This window comes from Flavobacterium sp. (assembly GCF_965277525.1).
Taxonomy (GTDB): Bacteria; Bacteroidota; Bacteroidia; order Flavobacteriales; family Flavobacteriaceae; genus Flavobacterium.
The window spans coordinates 1,030,262-1,049,398 of record NZ_CBDIDC010000005.1 but is presented as its reverse complement, the minus strand read 5'-3'; the positions used below and the strand labels follow the sequence as shown (position 1 = coordinate 1,049,398).

The window sequence follows — 19,137 nt, the reverse complement described above, 5'->3', positions numbered from 1 at the left end:
AAAAAAAAGGTTTCAGGTTTCAGGTTTAAAGTTACTTAACTGGCGTTAAACCTGAAACTTTAAACTTGAAACAACAAGAAAATGGGAGTTATTAAACTAAAAAACATTCGTACTTTTTCCTACCACGGATGTTTAATTGAAGAAGGAAAAATTGGATCCGACTATACTGTTGATCTAAAAATTAAAACCAATTTACAAAAATCAGCAGGTTCTGATCACTTAGCAGACACAGTTGATTATGTACATTTGAACAAAATTGTAATGGAAGAAATGGCAATTCGTTCGCATTTATTAGAACATGTAGCCAAAAGAATCAACATTCGTGTACTTGCTGAAATAGAAAGCATAAAAAAAACTACAGTTTGGGTTTCTAAAATAAATCCTCCTATTGGTGGTGATGTTGAATCAGTTACTATAAAAATGACAGAAAATAGAAAGTAATTCTTTCCATAAAAAAAGTTATTTTTTAAAATAGTTACTTTTAAACTTTTGAAATTTAAAGATTTTAGTTACTTTTGCCATCCGTTCAACTAGGGCGTCGTGGCCGAGCGGCTAGGCTGGGCTCTGCAAAAGCTCCTACTCCGGTTCGAATCCGGACGATGCCTCTAAAACCTCTAAAGAAATTTAGAGGTTTTTTTATGATTAATTTTTTGAAAAAATTAGATAAAAATTGTACGTTCACATCCGGACGATGCCTCTAAAACCTCTAAAGAAATTTAGAGGTTTTTTTTATGATTAATTTTTTGAAAAAATTTAGATAAAGATTGTACGTTCGAATCCAGACGATGCCTCTAAAACCTCTAAATTTCTTTAGAGGTTTTTTTATGATTAATTTTTTGAAAAAATTAGATAAAGATTTTATGTTCGAATCCGAACGATGCCCCTAAAACCTCTAAAGAAATTTAGAGGTTTTTTTATGAGTAATTTTCAAAAAATTAAATAAAAATTGTACGTTCGAATCCGGACGATGCCCCCCTAAAACCTCTAAATTTAGACTCTTTTTTTATGGTTAATTTTTTGAAAAAACAAATTATTAAGTTTACATATAAACCCGACATGTATTAAAAAACCTGTCGGGTTTCCTATTTTACCGCAATTTTTGTCATTTCTACTCCTTTCGTCGAAATGACAAACTTGATGTATAATTAGTCAACTTTGTCAAAGTTTTAAACTTTGACAAAGTTCTATACGAACGTTATAAATACAAAAAAACCTCTGAATTTCAGAGGTTTAATTTTATAATTTCAAGTTATTAACAACTACTTTTCAATCTTTTCAAAAGCATGTTTTACCATTTCTTTTTCTTTTGGAAACCAACCCTGAATCATTAAAACAAATCCAAAAACCATTAAAACAATACTTATAATTTTTTTGATTTTAACAATATTGGTTGGAGTCATTTTAGATTTTAATTGTTTGGCTAATAGTATTTTAATACAATCTACTAATAAATACGTAATAATAACTGCTGTAAAAAAAGTAAACATTCTTGAATTTTGCATCTCTAATTTTGGTCCTACAGAAATAATTACGGCCAACCAAAAACCTAATACACCAATGTTAATAACATTGAGTATAAAACCTTTTACAAACAGACTACCATAGTTTCTTTTTATAATATCACGATCTATTTCCTCATCGTCAATTTTTTCTTCATTTTTTAATTTAACAAAAGAAATTATTCCATAAGCCAGCATAATAATTCCACCAAAAATAAAAAGAGCGGGTTTGTCCTTCAGACTCTGAATTAATCTGTAACTGCCCAAATAGGCAATTGCTATAAAAAAAATATCACCTAATACTACGCCAAGATCAAAGACTATTGCAGCTCTAAACCCTTTTGTAATACTGGTTTCCAGTAGTATAAAAAATACCGGACCTACCATAAAACTTAAAAAAAGTCCCCATGGCAGTCCAGCTAAAATATCATTTATCATTCAAATACAATTTCTTATTTTACCTCTTCTATTTTACCTCCAAAAACCGTTTTCTGATTGATTTGTTTCGGTTTTCCATAAATGTAAATAGAGCCTCCTGCGCTTACTTTTGCATCGACTAGGGTAGAAGCATTCACATCTGCTTTTCCTCCCGCAGAAACGCTTACTTTAGTCTGAGACGTACTTAATTTACTTGCCAGAAGATATCCGCCTGCTCCAAGGCTCGCATCCTGGTTAGAAGCTTTACCGGATAATGTGATTTCTCCTCCTGAAACTGAGCTTACATTTAGTTTATCAACATCTAAAGGAACGTTTATTTTAGCACCTTCCTGAGCACTTACTTTAAAAACAGTTGCTTTGATCGTTTCTTTACTAGTAACTTCTGCACCTTCATTAGCATCTATAAGTTCTATATGTTTGTAATAAAGGGTAATGTCTAAATCATTTCCTGATAATAATTTAGGAAAAGGCATTCTTAATTTTAATATTCCCTTCTTGTTAACAACTTCGACTTCAGATTCACGTGCTCCTTTGATTACTACTTTATTTTCTGAAGACTGAACTAATTTTACACTTAACTTATCAAATACTTTGACTGAATCAAAATCACCTACTTCTTTGGTAACCTGACCAAAAGACATTTGAACAAATAAAATTGCAGCTCCTATAACTAACTTTTTCATACTTTTATTTTTTTAAATTAAACTTCTACTCTGCTCTTCTTAAAAAATGAAAATCCAGTTGTTTTTTAACTAAATCGGCATTTTTAACTTTTACATATATTTCATCTCCTAATTGCAAAATACTATTAGAAGTTGCTCCTACCAAAGCATATTGTTTTTCATCGAAAGTATAATAATCATCTTTTATTTCTCTGATTCTTACCATTCCTTCGCATTTGTTCGAAACAATTTCAACATAAATTCCCCATTCTGTAACACCGGAAATAACACCAAGGAATTCTTCATCCTGATGATCCTGCATATATTTAACCTGCATGTATTTAATACTATCTCGTTCAGCATTAGTTGCTAAACTTTCCATATTCGAACAATGCAAACATTTTGTTTCATACACTTCTTCATCTACAGAAGCTCCATTATCAAGATAATATTGCAGCAAACGATGTACCATAACGTCTGGATAACGACGAATTGGCGAAGTAAAATGGCTGTAATAATCAAAAGCTAATCCATAATGACCAATATTTTCTGTTGAATATTTGGCTTTACTCATACTCCTAATAGCAAGAGTATCAATTAAATTTTGCTCCTTTTTACCATTAACTTCTTCCATCAATGCATTCAAAGACTTAGAAATATCGCCTTTATTACGGAAATCAATTTTATAACCAAATTTAGCAATTACGGTTTGCATCGCAATTAATTTGTCTTCATTGGGTTCATCGTGAATCCTGTAAATAAAGGTTTTCTTTTGTTTACCAATGTATTCCGCCACTTTTCTGTTGGCTAAAAGCATGAATTCTTCGATTAGATGATTGGCATCTTTCGAAACTTTAAAGTAAACTCCTTCTGGTTCTCCTTGCTCGTCTAAGTTGAATTTTACTTCGACTTTATCAAAAGAAATTGCTCCATTGGCCATTCTTTTCTTTCTTAGAATCTTAGCTAATTCATCTAATTTTAAAGTAGCTTCGGTAATTTCATCTGAAACAACATAAGATTCTCCAGTGATCGAAATATCAACCGGAATCGTATTGTCTTTTGTTTCAATGATATATTGCGCTTCTTCATAAGCAAAACGCTGATCAGAATAAATTACAGTTCTCCCAAACCATTGGTTGATAACTTGTGCATTTTCCGAAACTTCAAAAATAGCTGAGAATGTATATTTCTCTTCATTCGGACGTAACGAACATGCAAAATTAGATAAAACTTCAGGAAGCATTGGTACTACTCTATCGACCAAATAAACCGAAGTTGCTCTTTGATAGGCTTCATCATCCAGGATTGTTCCTTCTTCAAGATAATACGAAACATCGGCAATGTGAATTCCTATTTCGTAATTTCCATTTTCTAACTTTTTGAAAGACAAGGCATCATCAAAATCTTTTGCATCTTTTGGATCTATCGTAAACGTAAGGGTATCACGCATATCACGACGTTTTGCAATTTCAGATTCCTGAATCGAAGTGTCTATTTTTTGTGCAAATACCTCTACTTCTACCGGAAAATCGGATGGTAAACCGTATTCAGCCAAAATAGCATGAATCTCAGTATTGTGTTCTCCCGGTTTTCCTAAAACTCTAATTACAGATCCAAACGGACTATCCGCTCTTTTTGGCCAGTCTTCAATCGTAACTAAAACGACATCACCATTTTCTGCTTCTCCAATTTTATCTTTTGGAATAAAAATATCGGTATACATTTTAGGATTTGCAGTAGATACAAAGGCAAAGTTGGCCTGTATATCTATTACTCCAACAAACTCCGTTTTATTTCTTTCGATTACTTCAATTACTTCACCTTCAGGTCTTTTACCTTTTCTTCTGTTATAAACATAAACTTTTACTCTGTCTTTGTCTAACGCACGATTCAAATTATTAGTTGGGATAAATACATCTTCACTAAAATCAGGACAAATAAAATACGCCGTTTTTCTACTGGTCATATCAATTGTTCCTTCGTAATAATCCTGGCTTTCGGCTTTTACTAAATATTTGCCAGGTTCAGATTCTATAATTTTCTTTGAAGCAGCCAGAATTTTTAAATCTTTTATAATCTGGTTTCTGCTTTTTGTATCATCAAGTTCAAGCTTTGCTCCTATCTGTTTGTAATTAAATGCTTTATTAGGACTTTGCGATAAAATCTTTATTATTTTACTAGAGAGATCTTTCTCATTTTTTATCGGCTTTCTAATTTTCTTACTCATATATCTTTTCTTAAAAAGTTAAAATTACAAATAAGATATCAGATTATAGATTTTAACAAATAAATTATTAAAAATATAACTTTCAAACGGAGCTATTTATTGATTTTTAAAGGTCATTTGTAATTCGTATATTTACAAAAAGACCTAATATGGAAAGCTTTAAAACCATTGCAACATTCAATTATCAGCACGAAACAGTCGTTCTAAAGCACTTATTAGAGCAAGAAGAGATTCCGTATTATTTTGAAAACGAAATAACCTTATCTGTCGTCCCAATGTACTCAACGGCGCTGGGTGGAATCAAACTCAAAGTTCATCCCAACGATTTTGAAGAAGTTCAGCAAATTCTTGACAATCTTAATAACCCACTCAAAATTGTTTAAACTCATCTGTTTTTCAATTTCAGGATTTTTTTTTCTTTCTAAAATTTTCAAAGTTGTCAACATATATTAAATACAACAAAAAGAAAAATTTAAATTAAATTAATTTTTGTTTGTTATTATAGCTTGTTAATATGTGCTATAAATTTATTTTTAAATGTATTGAAATGAAGTTTCTCTTAGTTATCGTGAGTTATCAACATACTTATATTGAGTTAAAGGATTAATTTCTAAGCTTTTTTGTATTTTAATTAACAATGGTTGACAACCAAAAAGAGATTCATTTTGTAGATAAGTTCATAGGTTGATATTTGTTGAAAATGGCATTTTTGATATTGATAACTTTTCCAAAAATTCATCAAACTTTATTAGGTTATTTCATCCGGGTTTTGGATTAGGTTTTTTTTTGACACAACCAAAAAAAACTTCTAATTTTCTATCTCAACTTATTAACAAATAATGTTAACTTAAAGTTAACTGAATATCAACTAATTAGGTTTCGCTATTAACACTCTAAAATTTTAACAAAATAGTTGCTTATTATTTATTGATTATGAGATACTTATATGCTTGTTAATAATGTTAATAAGTGTTAAGTTTTTGATAGTAAGTCTATTGTGTTTTTAGTTTTTTTTGCCACGAATTTTACAAATTAACTCGAATTAAGATTTAATTATTCAAAACTATATTTTAATGGTTACTAAGGAAATAAATTAGTGAAAATTAGTGAAATTGGTGGCAAACATTTATTAATTGAGTAAATTTGCAGTACACAACTTAATAGTATTTAAAATGAAAATTTCGATAGGAAACGACCACGCAGGACCAGATTATAAAAAAGCAATTGTGGCAATGCTTAAAGCAAAAGGATATGAAGTAACCAATTATGGTACAGATACTGAGGAATCTGTTGATTATCCGGATTTTGGACATCCGGTTGCTAATGATGTATCTGAAGGAAAAGCTGATTTTGGAATTGTAATCTGCGGAAGCGGAAACGGAATTGCAATGACTGTTAATAAACATCCTAAAGTGAGAGCCGGTTTATGCTGGACTAAAGAAATTGCCTATTTAACACGTTTACATAATGACGCAAACATTGTGAGTATTCCGGCGCGTTTTACTTCTATTCCTCAGGCAGTTGAAATAGTTGAAACATTTTTGACTACTGCATTCGAAGGTGGAAGACACCAAAACAGGGTGAATAAAATTGCTTGTCAATAAATCAAAAAAAATCGCGGTGCGAAGCACCGATAAAATATAAGTAAGCCGGGCAGATTTTTATAATTCGTCCGGTTTATTGTTTTTAAATATCTTAAAGTCAGTTAATTATATTGTATTTTTAAGGTTATTAACATTGTTAATAACTAGATTTTATCAGTTAATCTTAGATAAACTAATACAGTCTGGATCAAAAGAATTATTCCAAATTTTATAATAAAAGAAGATTTACTCGTTTTATGTCTAAACAACAGCATTGCTAATAATAATCCGATTGAGCCTGCAAAAAAAGCGATTGTAAACAGTGTATTCTCCGATATTCTGCGTTTGTGTTTGACAGCCAAATATTTATCGTAACCTGCTAAGATAAATGCAATACTATTTACAACAAAAAAAGACACTAATAAAACTTCCATTGGCTAAAAATTAAAAACAAAGATATTATTTTAGCCGGGTGATTGATTAATCTGTTTATGGTTTTAAGAAACAGATTGTCTCATTTTCTAATCAAGAAATTATTTCATTAAAAGTATGACTAATATTCAATTTATTGCCAAGTCTGTACAAACAGCAGCGATCAACATTCAAAACACGGTAAAATTATTAGAGGAAGATTGTACGATTCCGTTTATTTCACGTTACCGAAAAGATACAACCGGAAATCTTGACGAAGTTCAGATCGAGAACATTGCAAAACTTCAAAAAGAATATGAAACGATTGTAAAACGTAAAGAAGCCATTTTAAAGTCGATTGAAGAACAAAAATCACTTACACCGGAATTGAAACAGAAAATTGAACAAAGTTTTGATTTACAAGAAATTGAAGATTTTTATCTTCCATACAAAAAAAAGAAAAAAACAAAAGCAGATGTTGCAAGAGAATTTGGTTTAGAACCATTGGCAAAGATCATCATGTCACAAAACGATGTCGATGTTGATTTTATTTCGACGCAATACCTCAATGATAATGTTGTTAACGAAGAAGCGGCGATTCAGGGAGCAAGAGATATTATTGCCGAATGGATTAACGAGAATATCTATGTTCGTAAACAATTGCGAAGATTGTATCAACGAAAAGCAACAATAGGAACAAAAGTAGTAAAAAAGAAAAGTGAAGAAGAAGGGGCACAAAAATTCAGTCAGTATTTTGATTGGGAAGAACCGTTGACAAAAGCACCTTCACACCGCTTATTAGCCATGCTTCGTGCAGAAAATGAGGGTTTTGTGAAGATGAAAGTAGATGTTGATATTGATGAAGCGTATGATATCATTGATGAATTGATTATTAAAAAACAAAATAGTACCACTGCACATTTGCAATTAGCGATCGAAGACAGTTACAAAAGATTGTTAAATCCTGCAATTGGAAATGAAACATTACAGGAAGCAAAAGCTAAGGCCGATGCCAATTCGATTCAGGTTTTTGCGAACAATCTAGGACAACTTTTACTAGCGCCACCTTTGGGCGAAAAACGAATTCTGGCAATCGATCCGGGATTTAGAAGTGGTTGTAAAGTAGTTTGCCTTGACGAAAAAGGAGATTTATTATACAACGAAACCATTTATCCGCACGCACCTCAAAATGAGGAAACAATGGCAATAAAAAAAATCCGTTCGATGGTAAATGCGTATCAAATTGATGCGATCTCCATTGGTAATGGAACTGCTTCTAGAGAAACCGAATTTTTCATTAAAAAAATCGCGTTTGATAAACCGCTGCAGGTTTTTATTGTTTCTGAGGCTGGAGCTTCGGTATATTCGGCATCAAAAATTGCGAGAGAAGAATTTCCTAATTACGATGTTACGGTTCGCGGATCGGTTTCTATTGGGCGAAGACTTTCAGATCCTTTGGCCGAGTTGGTAAAAATTGATCCAAAAGCAATTGGAGTAGGGCAATACCAGCATGATGTGGATCAAACGAAACTGAAAGAAGAACTAGACAATACCGTAATTCGTTGTGTGAACTCGGTTGGAATCAATATCAATACCGCGAGTAAACATTTACTAAGTTATGTGAGTGGAATAGGAGAGAAGCTGGCCGAAAATATCGTGCAGTATCGTTCTGAAAATGGTCCGTTTGAGGACAGAAAACAGCTAAAAAAAGTGCCTCGCCTAGGCGAGAAAGCGTATCAGCAAGGTGCAGCTTTTATCAGAATTTCGAATGCCAAAAATCCGTTAGATAATTCGGCAGTACATCCTGAAGCTTATCCGGTTGTGGAGAAGATGGCAAAAGATTTGAATCTTTCGGTAAACGACTTAATTGCGAATAAAGAGAAAACAGCCTTAATTAAGGCCGAAAAATATATTACACCTGAAATTGGTTTGCTTACGCTAAAAGATATCATTAAAGAGCTTGAAAAGCCGGGATTAGACCCAAGAAAGTCTGCGAAGGTTTTTGAATTTGATGCCAACGTAAAATCTATTAAAGATTTAAGAACCGGAATGATTCTGCCAGGAATTGTGAACAACATTACCAACTTTGGTTGTTTTGTTGATATAGGAATCAAAGAAAGCGGATTGGTTCACATTTCTCAACTAAAAGCCGGTTTTGTAAGCGATGTAAACGAAGTGGTTAAGCTTCACCAACATGTTGATGTTAAGGTTACAGAAGTTGATGAGGATAGAAAGAGAATTCAGTTGACGATGGTATTGTAAAATTCCAAATTTGAAACTAAATAAAAAATCCCAAATTACAATTGTAATTTGGGATTTTCTGTTTTTATGAATTACTTTAAAACAACTTTCTTAGTAATGCTTTTATTTCCATTTGTGATTTTTATCAAATACAAACCTGAAGCCTGATTGGTTAAATTAATCTCGGTATTTTCAGCAGTTGTTTTTTGTTGATGAATAACACTTCCTGAAGGAGAAATTACAGATATTGTCGATTGTTGCGGTGCATTAACTGTAAATCTATCTGCACTTGGATTAGGATAAAGTGTAACGGATGATTTTTCGATATCAAAATCGCCAGTAGATAAAGTGGCAGTTGGAGGCAGATAAAAATTTCCTGTTAATAAAAAAGAATACAATGTTTTTAAAGTATGATTAAAATAACTGTTAGGTTCATTTAACTGATTTAAGTCTGTGTATGAAGCATCTAAATGGGCTTGATTTTCACCAGCCATTGCGGCACAGGCAAAAGCACCAACAAAGGTAGCATTATGCCATTGGCCTATTAAAGACCCATTTTGATTGTAACCATCTTTAACATTGGCAGATCCTCCCAGATTTACACGCACAAAATCTGATGATTTTTTAGAATAGGTTTTAGCATCGGCATTGCCATACCATACATAATCAACAGCAATTCTCCATGGCGTTCTCGCAGCATCGTAAGTATAGGTTTTCCCTGCGTTATTGTATCCTGCGGCTTGTGATGAATAAGCACCGGATTCCATACACCAGTCCGAAACTAATCCGCCCACAGCATTATTTAATGTTAAGTTATTGTTGATAACGGTGTATGATTTTGCAGCAACTGAATTCCAAAAAGCAGTATCGTTGGTAAAATTTCCAAAAGTTCTGTAATAGGCAGGAGAAAAATAAGAAGGATTGGTAATCTGGCTTCCGCCGAATACATCTCCGGGTTTTAATACAAAAGTATTGGGTTCGACTTCATGAGTTTTTATAGCGGCAATAAGATTTTTGGCATCATTTTTATAATTAATGGTTCCGGCGCTCGCCCACTGATAATCCGCTACAATAAGGGCAAAAGCAGCATCAAGTTCAGCATCAGTTGCACCATTTAAGCCATTGATTCCGGAACAGCCATTGATTTTCCAGTTCATTACACCGTTAGAATTCACGTTGTCTTTGTAATACAACCAAAGACCATCAAACAATGTTTTATCGGCACTATAAACAGCAAGTAGCATTCCGTAACCAATTCCTTCAGAGACCGTTTCAGAAGGATTGTCAAATTTTATTCGGTATCGGCCATTCGAACAGCTTTCAACAAAATTGGTTTTCCAGGTGTTATAATTATTCAGGGCATCCTGGCTATTTTTATTGGATGCCATTAGACCATTTGCAAATACAACATTAGCCGGAAAGGGTTGCTTCTGTGCATAACTTTTGAGACACAAAAAAGCAACAGTAATCAGAAGTAGGTTTTTCATAATTAGTGTTATTTGATTAGGGACTCTAAAAGTAAGATTTTTTAGATAAAATCAAAACCCCAAACTACATTTGTAATTTGGGGTTTATAATAAGGATATAAATTCTTATTTAATTTCTTCTTCTTCTTTTTTAACAGAAGGGGCAGGGGGTGCAGTTTGATCGTCTTTAGCAGCGTTCTTAAATTCCTTAATTCCGCTCCCTAAACCTTTCATTAATTCCGGAATTTTTTTACCTCCAAAAAGTAATATCACGATACCTACTATTACGAGGATTTCTGTAAGACCTAATCTTCCCATGGTTTGTATATTTAATGCCGAAGCAAATTGTTTTTCTAATTGTAATGCAAATGTATATAGAATATACGAAGAACAACAGTATTTGGTTTAAAATATTTGTTTCTATTAGCGTTAAATATTTTATAAAATACTGAAATAACTGTAAACGTTCATTTTTGTGAGGCAACAACAAGACTATTAATTATTATATTTGCTCGTATAAACAACCATAATGACCAGGAAAAAATTCAATTTCAGAAAAAATTTATTCATAAAAAATCGATTAGTGATTTTGAATGAAGACACTTTCGAAGAAATTTTTTCATTCAAACTCACCTTAATGAATGTGTTTGTCACCTTCACATTAGGCGGAATATTTTTAATTTTAATAACTACTTTTATCATTGCTTTTACACCATTGCGTGAGTTTATTCCAGGATATTCGTCTACTGAATTAAAAAAGAATGCTACTGAATTGGCGATCAAATCAGATTCATTAGAGACCGCTTTAAAGAAAAATGAAGCTTATATAAAAGGGATTAAAAAAGTGTTGAATGGTGAATTGGAGTATGCAAAATTTAATAAAGATTCGATTTTAGCAGAAACAGATGAAACTTCTCAAGTAAATATGAAACCCTCTGAAGAAGAAATAAAATTAAGAGAAGAAGTGGCCGGAATGGAGAAGGAGTCGAGCGAAAAAACTCGAAATAAAAACAAAAGTGACAAGAAATAATATCTATAAAAGATGTCTATTAAATCAGTAGCAGCAAAGTTATTTGCCACCAAAATATATTATAAAACACAAGCTTGGGCCAATAAACCGGTTGAAACACAACAAGCAGTATTTAAAAGTTTAATAAATAGTGCCAAAGAAACGCAGTTTGGTGCAGATCATCATTTTGATAAAATAAAAACGGTTAATGATTTCAGAAAACGAGTTCCGGTTCGTGATTACGAAGATTTAAAACCTTATATCGACAAGGTTCGAATGGGCGAAAAAAATATTCTCTGGAAAGGGAAACCACTTTATTTTGCGAAAACTTCAGGGACAACTTCAGGAGCAAAATACATTCCTTTGACCAAGGAATCAATGCCGTATCATATTGAAGCTTCGCGAAATGCTATTTTGCATTATATATATGAAACCGGAAATGCAGATTTTGTAGACGGAAAGATGATTTTCCTGCAAGGAAGTCCTATTTTGGTTGAAAAATACGGAATCAAATTTGGGAGATTATCCGGAATAGGAGCGCATTTTGTACCCAAATATCTTCAAAAAAACAGAATGCCTTCCTGGGAAACCAATTGTATCGAAGACTGGGATACCAAAGTAAATGCGATTGTAGAAGAAACCATTGATCAGGATATGACCATAATTTCGGGAATTCCGTCCTGGGTACAAATGTATTTTGAGCGTTTGCAGGAAAAAAGCGGAGGGAAGAAAATAGGAGATCTGTTTAAAAATTTCAACTTATTTATTTACGGAGGAGTCAATTACGAACCTTATCGTGCCAAGTTCGAAAAAATGATTGGACGAAAAGTAGACAGCATTGAGTTGTTTCCGGCTTCTGAAGGCTTTTTTGCTTATCAGGATTCTCAAAAACAAAAAGGAATGCTTTTGTTGTTGAATTCAGGAATTTTCTATGAATTTATTAAAGCTGATGAATTTTTTACAGAAAATCCAAAGAGCTATACGATTGGAGAAGTAGAAACGGGCGTTAATTATGCTTTAATCGTTTCTACCAATGCCGGACTTTGGCGATATAATATTGGTGATACCGTTCAGTTTACTTCTTTATTTCCGCACAGAGTCATTGTTTCAGGCCGAATCAAACATTATATCTCTGCTTTTGGTGAGCACGTTATTGCAAAGGAAGTCGAAAGTGCCATGAAAGAAGCCACAGTAGGAACCCCAATTGTAATCAATGAATTTACAGTGGCACCGCAAATAAACCCCGCTAGCGGATTACCGTATCATGAATGGTTAGTTGAATTTGAAAATGAACCCGAAAACATCGAAGCTTTTGCTGAAAAAATTGACGACGCAATGCGAAAACAGAACATTTATTATGACGATTTGATCACAGGAAATGTTTTAAGAAAAGTGGTGGTAACTAAAGTTTCTAAAAACGGATTTCAGGATTATATGAAATCTCAGGGAAAATTAGGAGGTCAGAATAAAATTCCGAGATTGTCCAATAATAGAGATATTGCAGATAATTTGAAGTAAGAAAAAGGTTTACTGATGAAGTATAAATATCATTTAAGGCCAGGATATAAATCTCAAAACTTATTAATTGAGATATTTAGCGGTGCTGAAAATGAAGATTTTTTCGCCAATTTTTTTGATTCAATAAAAGGAATAAATCCAAAAGTTGACAAAATTACTGACCTTTGGATGAATGATGAATATTTATTTGAAGTTACTTCAGACATTGGTTCTTTTTCCATTTCAAAAGATATCTGGGACTTTGCTTTTATAATGTCCGAAAACAATCAGGAAGGGCTGAATAAGATTAATTTGATTTTACTGGAAGATAAGAATTTTCAAAAAATAGAAGTTAATTTTGAGGATTATAAATAAAATGCAATGTGAAGTTAATTTTAAGAAGATAAAAGCTTTAATAGAGTTTTGATTTTTAATTCCTAATTTCGCTTATTAAAATAGATATTACATCTTCTCAAACAGAAGATTTTAAAATAAAAAACAGCATGAAAGAAACCAAACATATATCAAGATCGAGAGCACAGGAATCATCTGCAGCAATCGAAAAAATGTACATTACAATGCGTCACTTATTCAACCGCGGTTTTTATAAACCAATGGGAGTTTCAGGTGATAGTTTACGCGAATCATTACTGGCATTACGTCCCGAAATTTATGGAAACATAGGGGAAGAAAAAGTAGAACTTAACGGACTTTTGTACGTTATAGAACGTTTACCAATAGGCATTGAACAATGTAGATTCATTAATTTAACTTCGGATGAAGGCTATTCTAAATCTCATTTCCAACCAATTGTTCCTCCAAAAAGAAGACGTAATTGTTACCGAATCGATGAGGAACAAATGAATGTTGAAATTACTCGCGGGCGATCCGATATTTATGATATTTTGACACACCTTACTTTTATTTTCATCGAATCCCATAAAATTAAAAACAGAGTCTTATTAGACGATGGCGGAGAAGTTTCGCGCGACTGGATGAAATTAGAACAAGCAGTATTTCAGACAAAAAAGTTGCCGCAAATAGAAAAGGAAAAAGCAATATCGCATGTTGCCAATATTTTAGGACGAACTTTTGAGGAAGTTTTGGACATTTATGACGCTTTTGGTTCAGAAAATGCTCCGGATCGTTTCCTGCATGTGATCTATTGGTTAGGAAAATTAGCCATAGAAGAGGTTATTGGTAACAATAAACGTACGATAACTTTTAGTCCAGTTCTAAGAGAGCGTTTAGGACATCATATTCATGGTGAAATCTGGGCAACCAATATCAAGGAAGTGCTAAAGGCAAACAGTCTTTTAAAGCGTCCCATACATGTAATAAGCGCTAATATGCATAGTGTAATGAATTCTATTTTTGCAACACCGTTGTTGAAAACGAAATTCAAGGACAAGTCTGATTTTTATATTTATGAAGAATTAAGCAAATCCGGTGCAAAAGAAATTAGAGGACAGGTTGAAGAACTGGCTTTAAAACACGGTATGATTTCGCTGCCGGATAGTTCAGGAACGAATATCGACGTTCAGATTTTTGATACCGCAAAGATCGACTGGGCAAAAACTGCATTTCCGAAAGCAGTTCTTGACGAAGCAGCTCCAGTTATTATTGTAATGGATTACGCCTTTGGTGAACAAGCTTATGAGACAATTGACGAACTTTTGAAACCCTATAAAAAAGAAACTTTACTAAATGTAAAATCAGTTTCGATAATGGGTAAAGCAGGAATTCTGGAAGGAGGAAAAGGAGACATCATGATTCCTACAGCGCATATAAATGAAGGAACAGCCGATAATTATTTCTTTGAAAATGAATTAACAGGCGCTATGTTCGAAGGCAATGACATTGCAGTTTTCGAGGGCGCAATGGTAACCGTTTTAGGAACATCATTACAAAACAGGGATTTATTAAAATTCTTCCACGAATCAACCTGGGGTGTAATTGGTCTGGAGATGGAAGGATCTTATTACCAGAAAGCCATTCAATCAGCATCGAAAATCAGAAAAAGTGTACCGCACGATATCAAAGTTCGTTATGCTTATTATGCCTCGGATAATCCTCTTGAAACCGGAAGTACATTGGCATCAGGCGGACTAGGGACAACAGGTGTAAAACCAACTTATTTGATTACTATTAAAATTTTAGAACAAATTTTCAACGTAAAATAAAAACAATAAATGAGTACAAAAGTACCCCAAAACAATGAAGATCAAGAGATTGATTTAGTCCTGATTTCTAAAAAAATAAGTAAATTTTTCCAAAGAATTAATACTTCTATTTTTAGAGGAATTCAGTTTTTTATTCGAAACTGGATCATTGTTTTGATCTTGATTTTGGTAGGATTTGTTTTGGGAATGTTTTTAGATGCGACTCAAAAAAGTTATGACAATCAAATTATTGTTCAGCCTAATTTTGGAAGTGTAGATTATTTGTATTCGAAAGTAGATTTAATTCAATCTAAAATTAAAGAAAATGATACAGCTTTTTTTAAATCAATTGGTATTTCACAAAATCCAGTACTAAGCAAGATTTCGATTGAACCTATAGTAGATGTTTTTAAGTTTGTTAATAATAACGAGCAAAATCTGGAGGTATTAAAATTAATAACCAATAATGGGGATTTAAAATCTGTTATTAAAGAAACAACTACAAGTAAAAATTATCCTTTTTATATTATTAGTTTTTCAACAAAAGGCTTGTCAAAAGATGGAATTTTTGCAAATGCTTTATTGAATTATATCAATTCAAGTAAGTATTATGCAGATGTTCAAAAAGTTTCGGTATTAAACATCAAAGAAAAGATCAAAAAGAACGAAGAGATTATTTCACAAATAGATGCTATTTTAAACAAAATTTCAGTTTCAGGTAATTCAAGCCATGATAAATTGGTTTATTATAATGAAAACACACAATTAAATGATTTAGTGAAAACTAAAGAGGGCTTAATAAGAGAAAATGCAAATTATAAAATAGACCTTATAACTTCTGATAAAATTGTAAAAGAAAGTTCTGTTACCACAAATATGGAGAACACAGATACTGTTAAAGGAAAAATGAAAATTATCTTGCCGATATTGTTAGTTTTAATTTATCTTTTTTCTCTTTGCTTTATTAGTTTTTATAAAAAACAGTCAATACTCGCCAAATAAAAATACCAAATTATAAAAAGATGAATTCAAAATCAGTTTACATTTATTTAATCTTATTTTTTACTTTAATTTCCTGTAATCAGAAAAGTGCAAAAGATAGCATTTCAAAAGATAATTTCTCAATAATTGTTGAGGGAGTTTTTGCAAAAAATGACAATCTTCAGGTTTTTTATCTTACTAATGATAAAGATTGGAATGATGAAAACTCTATAGTTGTTCCGGTTTATGCTTCTTTGCAAATGCAGAAGTTAAAAATCGATTTACCTGAAAAAATTATCCCAAAAAATATTAGAGTTGACGTAGGTGAAAATGAATATCAATCAAATATCACATTAAAAAACATTTCAGTTTTATATAAAAATGATACTATAGACGGGGATAACGATAACTTTAAATTGCTTTTTTATCCCAATGAATTTATTTCCTGGGATCCCGTATATTTTGGTTATAAACTTAGTAAAATTAATAATTCTTACGACCCTTATTTTATGGGTAACGATTTATTAATTGATAAATTAGATATAATAAAAGATCATACTAAAGAGGAGTAGGATAATTTTAGAGCTTATTTAATAGCGCAAAACCTTAAAAATGCATTTTAATTTTAAAATTATTCTGAACAATGAAAAAATTAGAGAGTATCTTTTTTTTATAGGCATTATATTTTTAGTTTTTCTGCCAAAAGGAGGATTTAAGGTTGCCGGCATACCAATAACCTGGGGTTATTTGTATTTGGGAATTCTTTTTTTGCTTTCGGTATTGGTGATACTAAATAAGAGAAAATTTTTAGTTTCGCCAAAACACTTTTTATGTTACGTAGCTACTTTACCTTTTGTATTATATTTTACTATTAATTTATTATTAAGAGGTTATGACGGATCATTTGGAAATTTGGTTGCTTTTTATGTAAGTTTTGGATTTTTGCCTTTACTATTTTATATTTTTTTAAGCCCTTTTTTAAAGAAAATAGATTTACTATTTATAGAAACTTTGTTGAGTAATGCCGTTTTTTGGGTTTCACTCTACGGAATAATTTTATTTGTTTTTAAACAAGTAACAGGTCATTATATTGAAATCCCTTATCTAACGGTTAATGCAGCAGATTTAGGCACATTAGAGGGCAAATATAATATGAGGGGGGCATTATACAAGCTGATTTCAACTTATAATAACGGAAACATTTTTGGTGTTTGTATGTTGCTCTTATTCCCTGTATTTCATAAACGAAATTTATCTAAAATTAAATTAGGGATAGTAATTGTTGCTTTATTATTAACACTTTCACGAACAGTCTGGTTGGGTTTACTCTTTTATTTTATTCTTATTTATAAAGACAGAATTTTTAAGTTAGTAAAAATTTATGCTTTTTTTGGACTTATTTTATTTGTTCTTGCCACTTTTTTAATGAATAGATATTTTCAATATGGCTCACTATCAGGATTTATTTTAGATTCAAATTTAGGAGGAAGAATCAATCAAATAAGACAATTTACAGGATTAAGTTTTTTTGGAACTCAGACCTTTGATTTTATTGAAGAAATTGTTTATTTATCTATTTTTAAGCAACTGGGACTTGTAGGATTATTGTTGTTTTGTGTTTCATTTTTCTTCCAAATTTACATCGCTATAAACACAAAAAACAATAGTTATTACTATATTTTAGGAAGTATGACATATTTGTTTATTTGCTTAAGTGATGGTTGTATGCTTTATATACCCACTTTAGCTTTTTTCTATTTTGTAAATACTATGATCTTTATCCCTAAAAATGGCACCTAAAAGCAAAACATCACACATAAAATAAATATAAATTCCATATTGGCGAAATAAGATATTCTCTGTAATAAATGAAATAGTAAATAAAATGGTGATTGAAAAGTATAAATATTGTTTCTGTCTTAAGGTTTCTTTTATTTTTATAAATAAAGACCAGATAAAAGTAAAAAATAATAGTAAACCACCTTTTAGTAAAAGGTCTAAGTATTGATTATGAGAGTTTATTCTAAATTTCTTTAATTCAAAACTGTTAAAAGGCTGATAGCATTCATCTAATTTTTCCTGAATTAAATTATAATCCATTCCCAAAAAATGTGACTCCTTGATTAATTTTATACTACACGTCCAACTTGCGTAACGGGTAGAATTTGTAAAAGAGTCATAAATTAAAAAATGAATTGCATCCATGTATCTCTGAGATAAAATAACAACAAGTAAAATTATCAATATTACGACTAGTTTTACTTTAGCCTGAATTACTATTTTTTGTCTTTTTAAAATTGCAAAATGAATCAAAACCACAATAAAGAGACCTAAAATAATATTTCTGGAATTATAGATAATTAAACCTGAAAGCAGGCTTATAAACATTAAAGCAAAGCAAATTTTTAGTTTGTTAGAATGTTTTTTATAATCTGCTACGTAATCAACTAAGAATAAAATTGCAATTGCAATCCATAAACAAATATAAGTACCATGAATTTTGCAGTTAAACTCTAAATTGTAACGGGCTAAATACCAATCAAAATGGTGATGTGGAATATCATTGATATAAAAAATGATAAAATAGAAACATAATAAACTTATTGATATACAATAAGTTAGTTGAATTTTCTTTCTGTTCTTAATAAATAAATCTATCCGATAAAGATAAAGGCTAAATAAAGGTGCTAAAAAAAGCAAAAAACTTTCGCCGATAAGTTTGAAAGTCGAAGTACTAAAATAAAACAAATAGTAAAAAGTAAGAATTAAAAAAGAGGCAATAAAAGGTGTATTCTTTAGAGTAATTTTAAAATCAGAAAATTTGGCCAGACACAATAAAAGGATACCAGCTAAAATCATTAATAACGATTGAATCGCTTCTAAATAATAAATAAAAGGCGATATAACCAGCAAATATAATATTGGAATTAAAAGTGTTTCTATAGTAATTTTTATTTTCAT

General features: G+C 31.4%; 18 protein-coding genes and 1 tRNA gene. 12 read left to right on the top strand and 7 right to left on the bottom strand.

Annotated elements, in window-relative coordinates:
• The first annotated feature begins 81 nt into the window (after positions 1–81).
• Positions 82–441, top strand: coding sequence for a dihydroneopterin aldolase (folB, locus tag ACQY44_RS12940; protein WP_428230752.1), 360 nt, complete (start codon positions 82–84; stop codon positions 439–441).
• 93 nt (positions 442–534) lie between these two features.
• Positions 535–605 (top strand) — tRNA-Cys (locus ACQY44_RS12935).
• A gap of 654 nt (positions 606–1,259) precedes the next feature.
• Here ACQY44_RS12935 and ACQY44_RS12930 read toward each other — a convergent pair.
• The 3 genes from ACQY44_RS12930 to rnr are packed head-to-tail and all read right to left on the bottom strand — an operon-like array spanning position 1,260 to position 4,826.
• Positions 1,260–1,937 (bottom strand): LysE family translocator, encoded by a 678-nt coding sequence (locus tag ACQY44_RS12930; protein WP_428230751.1) that lies wholly within the window; start codon positions 1,935–1,937, stop codon positions 1,260–1,262.
• A 14-nt stretch (positions 1,938–1,951) separates the two neighbouring features.
• Positions 1,952–2,620 (bottom strand): head GIN domain-containing protein, encoded by a 669-nt coding sequence (locus tag ACQY44_RS12925; protein ID WP_428230750.1) that lies wholly within the window; start codon positions 2,618–2,620, stop codon positions 1,952–1,954.
• Positions 2,621–2,645: 25 nt separating this feature from the next.
• Complete coding sequence (gene rnr / locus ACQY44_RS12920; protein ID WP_428230749.1) at positions 2,646–4,826, bottom strand: ribonuclease R; 2,181 nt, start codon at positions 4,824–4,826, stop codon at positions 2,646–2,648.
• 149 nt (positions 4,827–4,975) lie between these two features.
• Between rnr and ACQY44_RS12915 the strand changes: the two genes are divergently transcribed.
• Both ACQY44_RS12915 and rpiB read left to right on the top strand, forming a co-directional pair.
• Positions 4,976–5,209, top strand: coding sequence for a DUF2007 domain-containing protein (locus tag ACQY44_RS12915; protein ID WP_428230748.1), 234 nt, complete (start codon positions 4,976–4,978; stop codon positions 5,207–5,209).
• 789 nt (positions 5,210–5,998) lie between these two features.
• Positions 5,999–6,430, top strand: a complete 432-nt coding sequence (rpiB, locus tag ACQY44_RS12910; protein WP_428230747.1) for a ribose 5-phosphate isomerase B — start codon at positions 5,999–6,001, stop codon at positions 6,428–6,430.
• Between the two features lie 143 nt (positions 6,431–6,573).
• Here rpiB and ACQY44_RS12905 read toward each other — a convergent pair whose 3' ends face one another.
• Complete coding sequence (locus ACQY44_RS12905; RefSeq protein WP_428230746.1) at positions 6,574–6,843, bottom strand: DUF1294 domain-containing protein; 270 nt, start codon at positions 6,841–6,843, stop codon at positions 6,574–6,576.
• A gap of 115 nt (positions 6,844–6,958) precedes the next feature.
• On the opposite strand from ACQY44_RS12905, the gene ACQY44_RS12900 reads away from it, so the two are divergent.
• The gene (locus ACQY44_RS12900; protein WP_428230745.1) at positions 6,959–9,082 is read left to right on the top strand and encodes a Tex family protein; all 2,124 of its coding nucleotides are present in this window, start codon (positions 6,959–6,961) and stop codon (positions 9,080–9,082) included.
• 71 nt (positions 9,083–9,153) lie between these two features.
• Here the strand turns inward: ACQY44_RS12900 and ACQY44_RS12895 are convergent, their stop codons facing one another.
• Positions 9,154–10,548, bottom strand: coding sequence for a glycosyl hydrolase family 8 (locus tag ACQY44_RS12895; RefSeq protein WP_428230744.1), 1,395 nt, complete (start codon positions 10,546–10,548; stop codon positions 9,154–9,156).
• Positions 10,549–10,653: 105 nt separating this feature from the next.
• Complete coding sequence (locus ACQY44_RS12890) at positions 10,654–10,845, bottom strand: Sec-independent protein translocase subunit TatA/TatB (protein WP_213296236.1); 192 nt, start codon at positions 10,843–10,845, stop codon at positions 10,654–10,656.
• A gap of 211 nt (positions 10,846–11,056) precedes the next feature.
• Here ACQY44_RS12890 and ACQY44_RS12885 point away from each other — a divergent pair, with 211 nt between their 5' ends.
• The 7 genes from ACQY44_RS12885 (at position 11,057) to ACQY44_RS12855 (ending at position 17,976) form a co-directional block, all read left to right on the top strand.
• A complete protein-coding gene (locus ACQY44_RS12885) occupies positions 11,057–11,557 on the top strand; it encodes a peptidase (protein ID WP_428230743.1) in 501 nt (166 codons plus the stop codon).
• A gap of 12 nt (positions 11,558–11,569) precedes the next feature.
• Positions 11,570–13,054, top strand: coding sequence for a GH3 auxin-responsive promoter family protein (locus ACQY44_RS12880; protein ID WP_428230742.1), 1,485 nt, complete (start codon positions 11,570–11,572; stop codon positions 13,052–13,054).
• Between the two features lie 15 nt (positions 13,055–13,069).
• A complete protein-coding gene (locus tag ACQY44_RS12875; protein WP_428230741.1) occupies positions 13,070–13,408 on the top strand; it encodes a hypothetical protein in 339 nt (112 codons plus the stop codon).
• 128 nt (positions 13,409–13,536) lie between these two features.
• A complete protein-coding gene (locus ACQY44_RS12870; RefSeq protein WP_428230740.1) occupies positions 13,537–15,216 on the top strand; it encodes a DUF6909 family protein in 1,680 nt (559 codons plus the stop codon).
• 9 nt (positions 15,217–15,225) lie between these two features.
• Positions 15,226–16,197: a hypothetical protein gene (locus tag ACQY44_RS12865; protein WP_428230739.1), complete on the top strand. Its 972-nt coding sequence runs from the start codon at positions 15,226–15,228 to the stop codon at positions 16,195–16,197.
• A gap of 20 nt (positions 16,198–16,217) precedes the next feature.
• Positions 16,218–16,748, top strand: coding sequence for a hypothetical protein (locus ACQY44_RS12860; RefSeq protein ID WP_428230738.1), 531 nt, complete (start codon positions 16,218–16,220; stop codon positions 16,746–16,748).
• 40 nt (positions 16,749–16,788) lie between these two features.
• Entirely contained in the window at positions 16,789–17,976 is a 1,188-nt protein-coding gene (locus ACQY44_RS12855) for a hypothetical protein (protein ID WP_428230737.1), read from the top strand.
• On the opposite strand, the gene ACQY44_RS12850 is transcribed toward ACQY44_RS12855, so the two are convergent.
• The gene (locus tag ACQY44_RS12850; RefSeq protein ID WP_428230736.1) at positions 17,920–19,137 is read right to left on the bottom strand and encodes an O-antigen ligase family protein; all 1,218 of its coding nucleotides are present in this window, start codon (positions 19,135–19,137) and stop codon (positions 17,920–17,922) included. The two genes, ACQY44_RS12855 and ACQY44_RS12850, sit on opposite strands and share 57 nt — an antisense overlap.

What these genes read in the sequence shown, in the direction of transcription:
- folB (WP_428230752.1), top strand. Translation starts at nt 82, where the DNA reads ATGGGAGTTATTAAACTAAAAAACATTCGTACTTTTTCCTACCACGGA.
- ACQY44_RS12930 (WP_428230751.1), bottom strand. Translation starts at nt 1,937, where the DNA reads ATGATAAATGATATTTTAGCTGGACTGCCATGGGGACTTTTTTTAAGT.
- ACQY44_RS12925 (WP_428230750.1), bottom strand. Translation starts at nt 2,620, where the DNA reads ATGAAAAAGTTAGTTATAGGAGCTGCAATTTTATTTGTTCAAATGTCT.
- rnr (WP_428230749.1), bottom strand. Translation starts at nt 4,826, where the DNA reads ATGAGTAAGAAAATTAGAAAGCCGATAAAAAATGAGAAAGATCTCTCT.
- ACQY44_RS12915 (WP_428230748.1), top strand. Translation starts at nt 4,976, where the DNA reads ATGGAAAGCTTTAAAACCATTGCAACATTCAATTATCAGCACGAAACA.
- rpiB (WP_428230747.1), top strand. Translation starts at nt 5,999, where the DNA reads ATGAAAATTTCGATAGGAAACGACCACGCAGGACCAGATTATAAAAAA.
- ACQY44_RS12905 (WP_428230746.1), bottom strand. Translation starts at nt 6,843, where the DNA reads ATGGAAGTTTTATTAGTGTCTTTTTTTGTTGTAAATAGTATTGCATTT.
- ACQY44_RS12900 (WP_428230745.1), top strand. Translation starts at nt 6,959, where the DNA reads ATGACTAATATTCAATTTATTGCCAAGTCTGTACAAACAGCAGCGATC.
- ACQY44_RS12895 (WP_428230744.1), bottom strand. Translation starts at nt 10,548, where the DNA reads ATGAAAAACCTACTTCTGATTACTGTTGCTTTTTTGTGTCTCAAAAGT.
- ACQY44_RS12890 (WP_213296236.1), bottom strand. Translation starts at nt 10,845, where the DNA reads ATGGGAAGATTAGGTCTTACAGAAATCCTCGTAATAGTAGGTATCGTG.
- ACQY44_RS12885 (WP_428230743.1), top strand. Translation starts at nt 11,057, where the DNA reads ATGACCAGGAAAAAATTCAATTTCAGAAAAAATTTATTCATAAAAAAT.
- ACQY44_RS12880 (WP_428230742.1), top strand. Translation starts at nt 11,570, where the DNA reads ATGTCTATTAAATCAGTAGCAGCAAAGTTATTTGCCACCAAAATATAT.
- ACQY44_RS12875 (WP_428230741.1), top strand. Translation starts at nt 13,070, where the DNA reads ATGAAGTATAAATATCATTTAAGGCCAGGATATAAATCTCAAAACTTA.
- ACQY44_RS12870 (WP_428230740.1), top strand. Translation starts at nt 13,537, where the DNA reads ATGAAAGAAACCAAACATATATCAAGATCGAGAGCACAGGAATCATCT.
- ACQY44_RS12865 (WP_428230739.1), top strand. Translation starts at nt 15,226, where the DNA reads ATGAGTACAAAAGTACCCCAAAACAATGAAGATCAAGAGATTGATTTA.
- ACQY44_RS12860 (WP_428230738.1), top strand. Translation starts at nt 16,218, where the DNA reads ATGAATTCAAAATCAGTTTACATTTATTTAATCTTATTTTTTACTTTA.
- ACQY44_RS12855 (WP_428230737.1), top strand. Translation starts at nt 16,789, where the DNA reads ATGCATTTTAATTTTAAAATTATTCTGAACAATGAAAAAATTAGAGAG.
- ACQY44_RS12850 (WP_428230736.1), bottom strand. Translation starts at nt 19,137, where the DNA reads ATGAAAATAAAAATTACTATAGAAACACTTTTAATTCCAATATTATAT.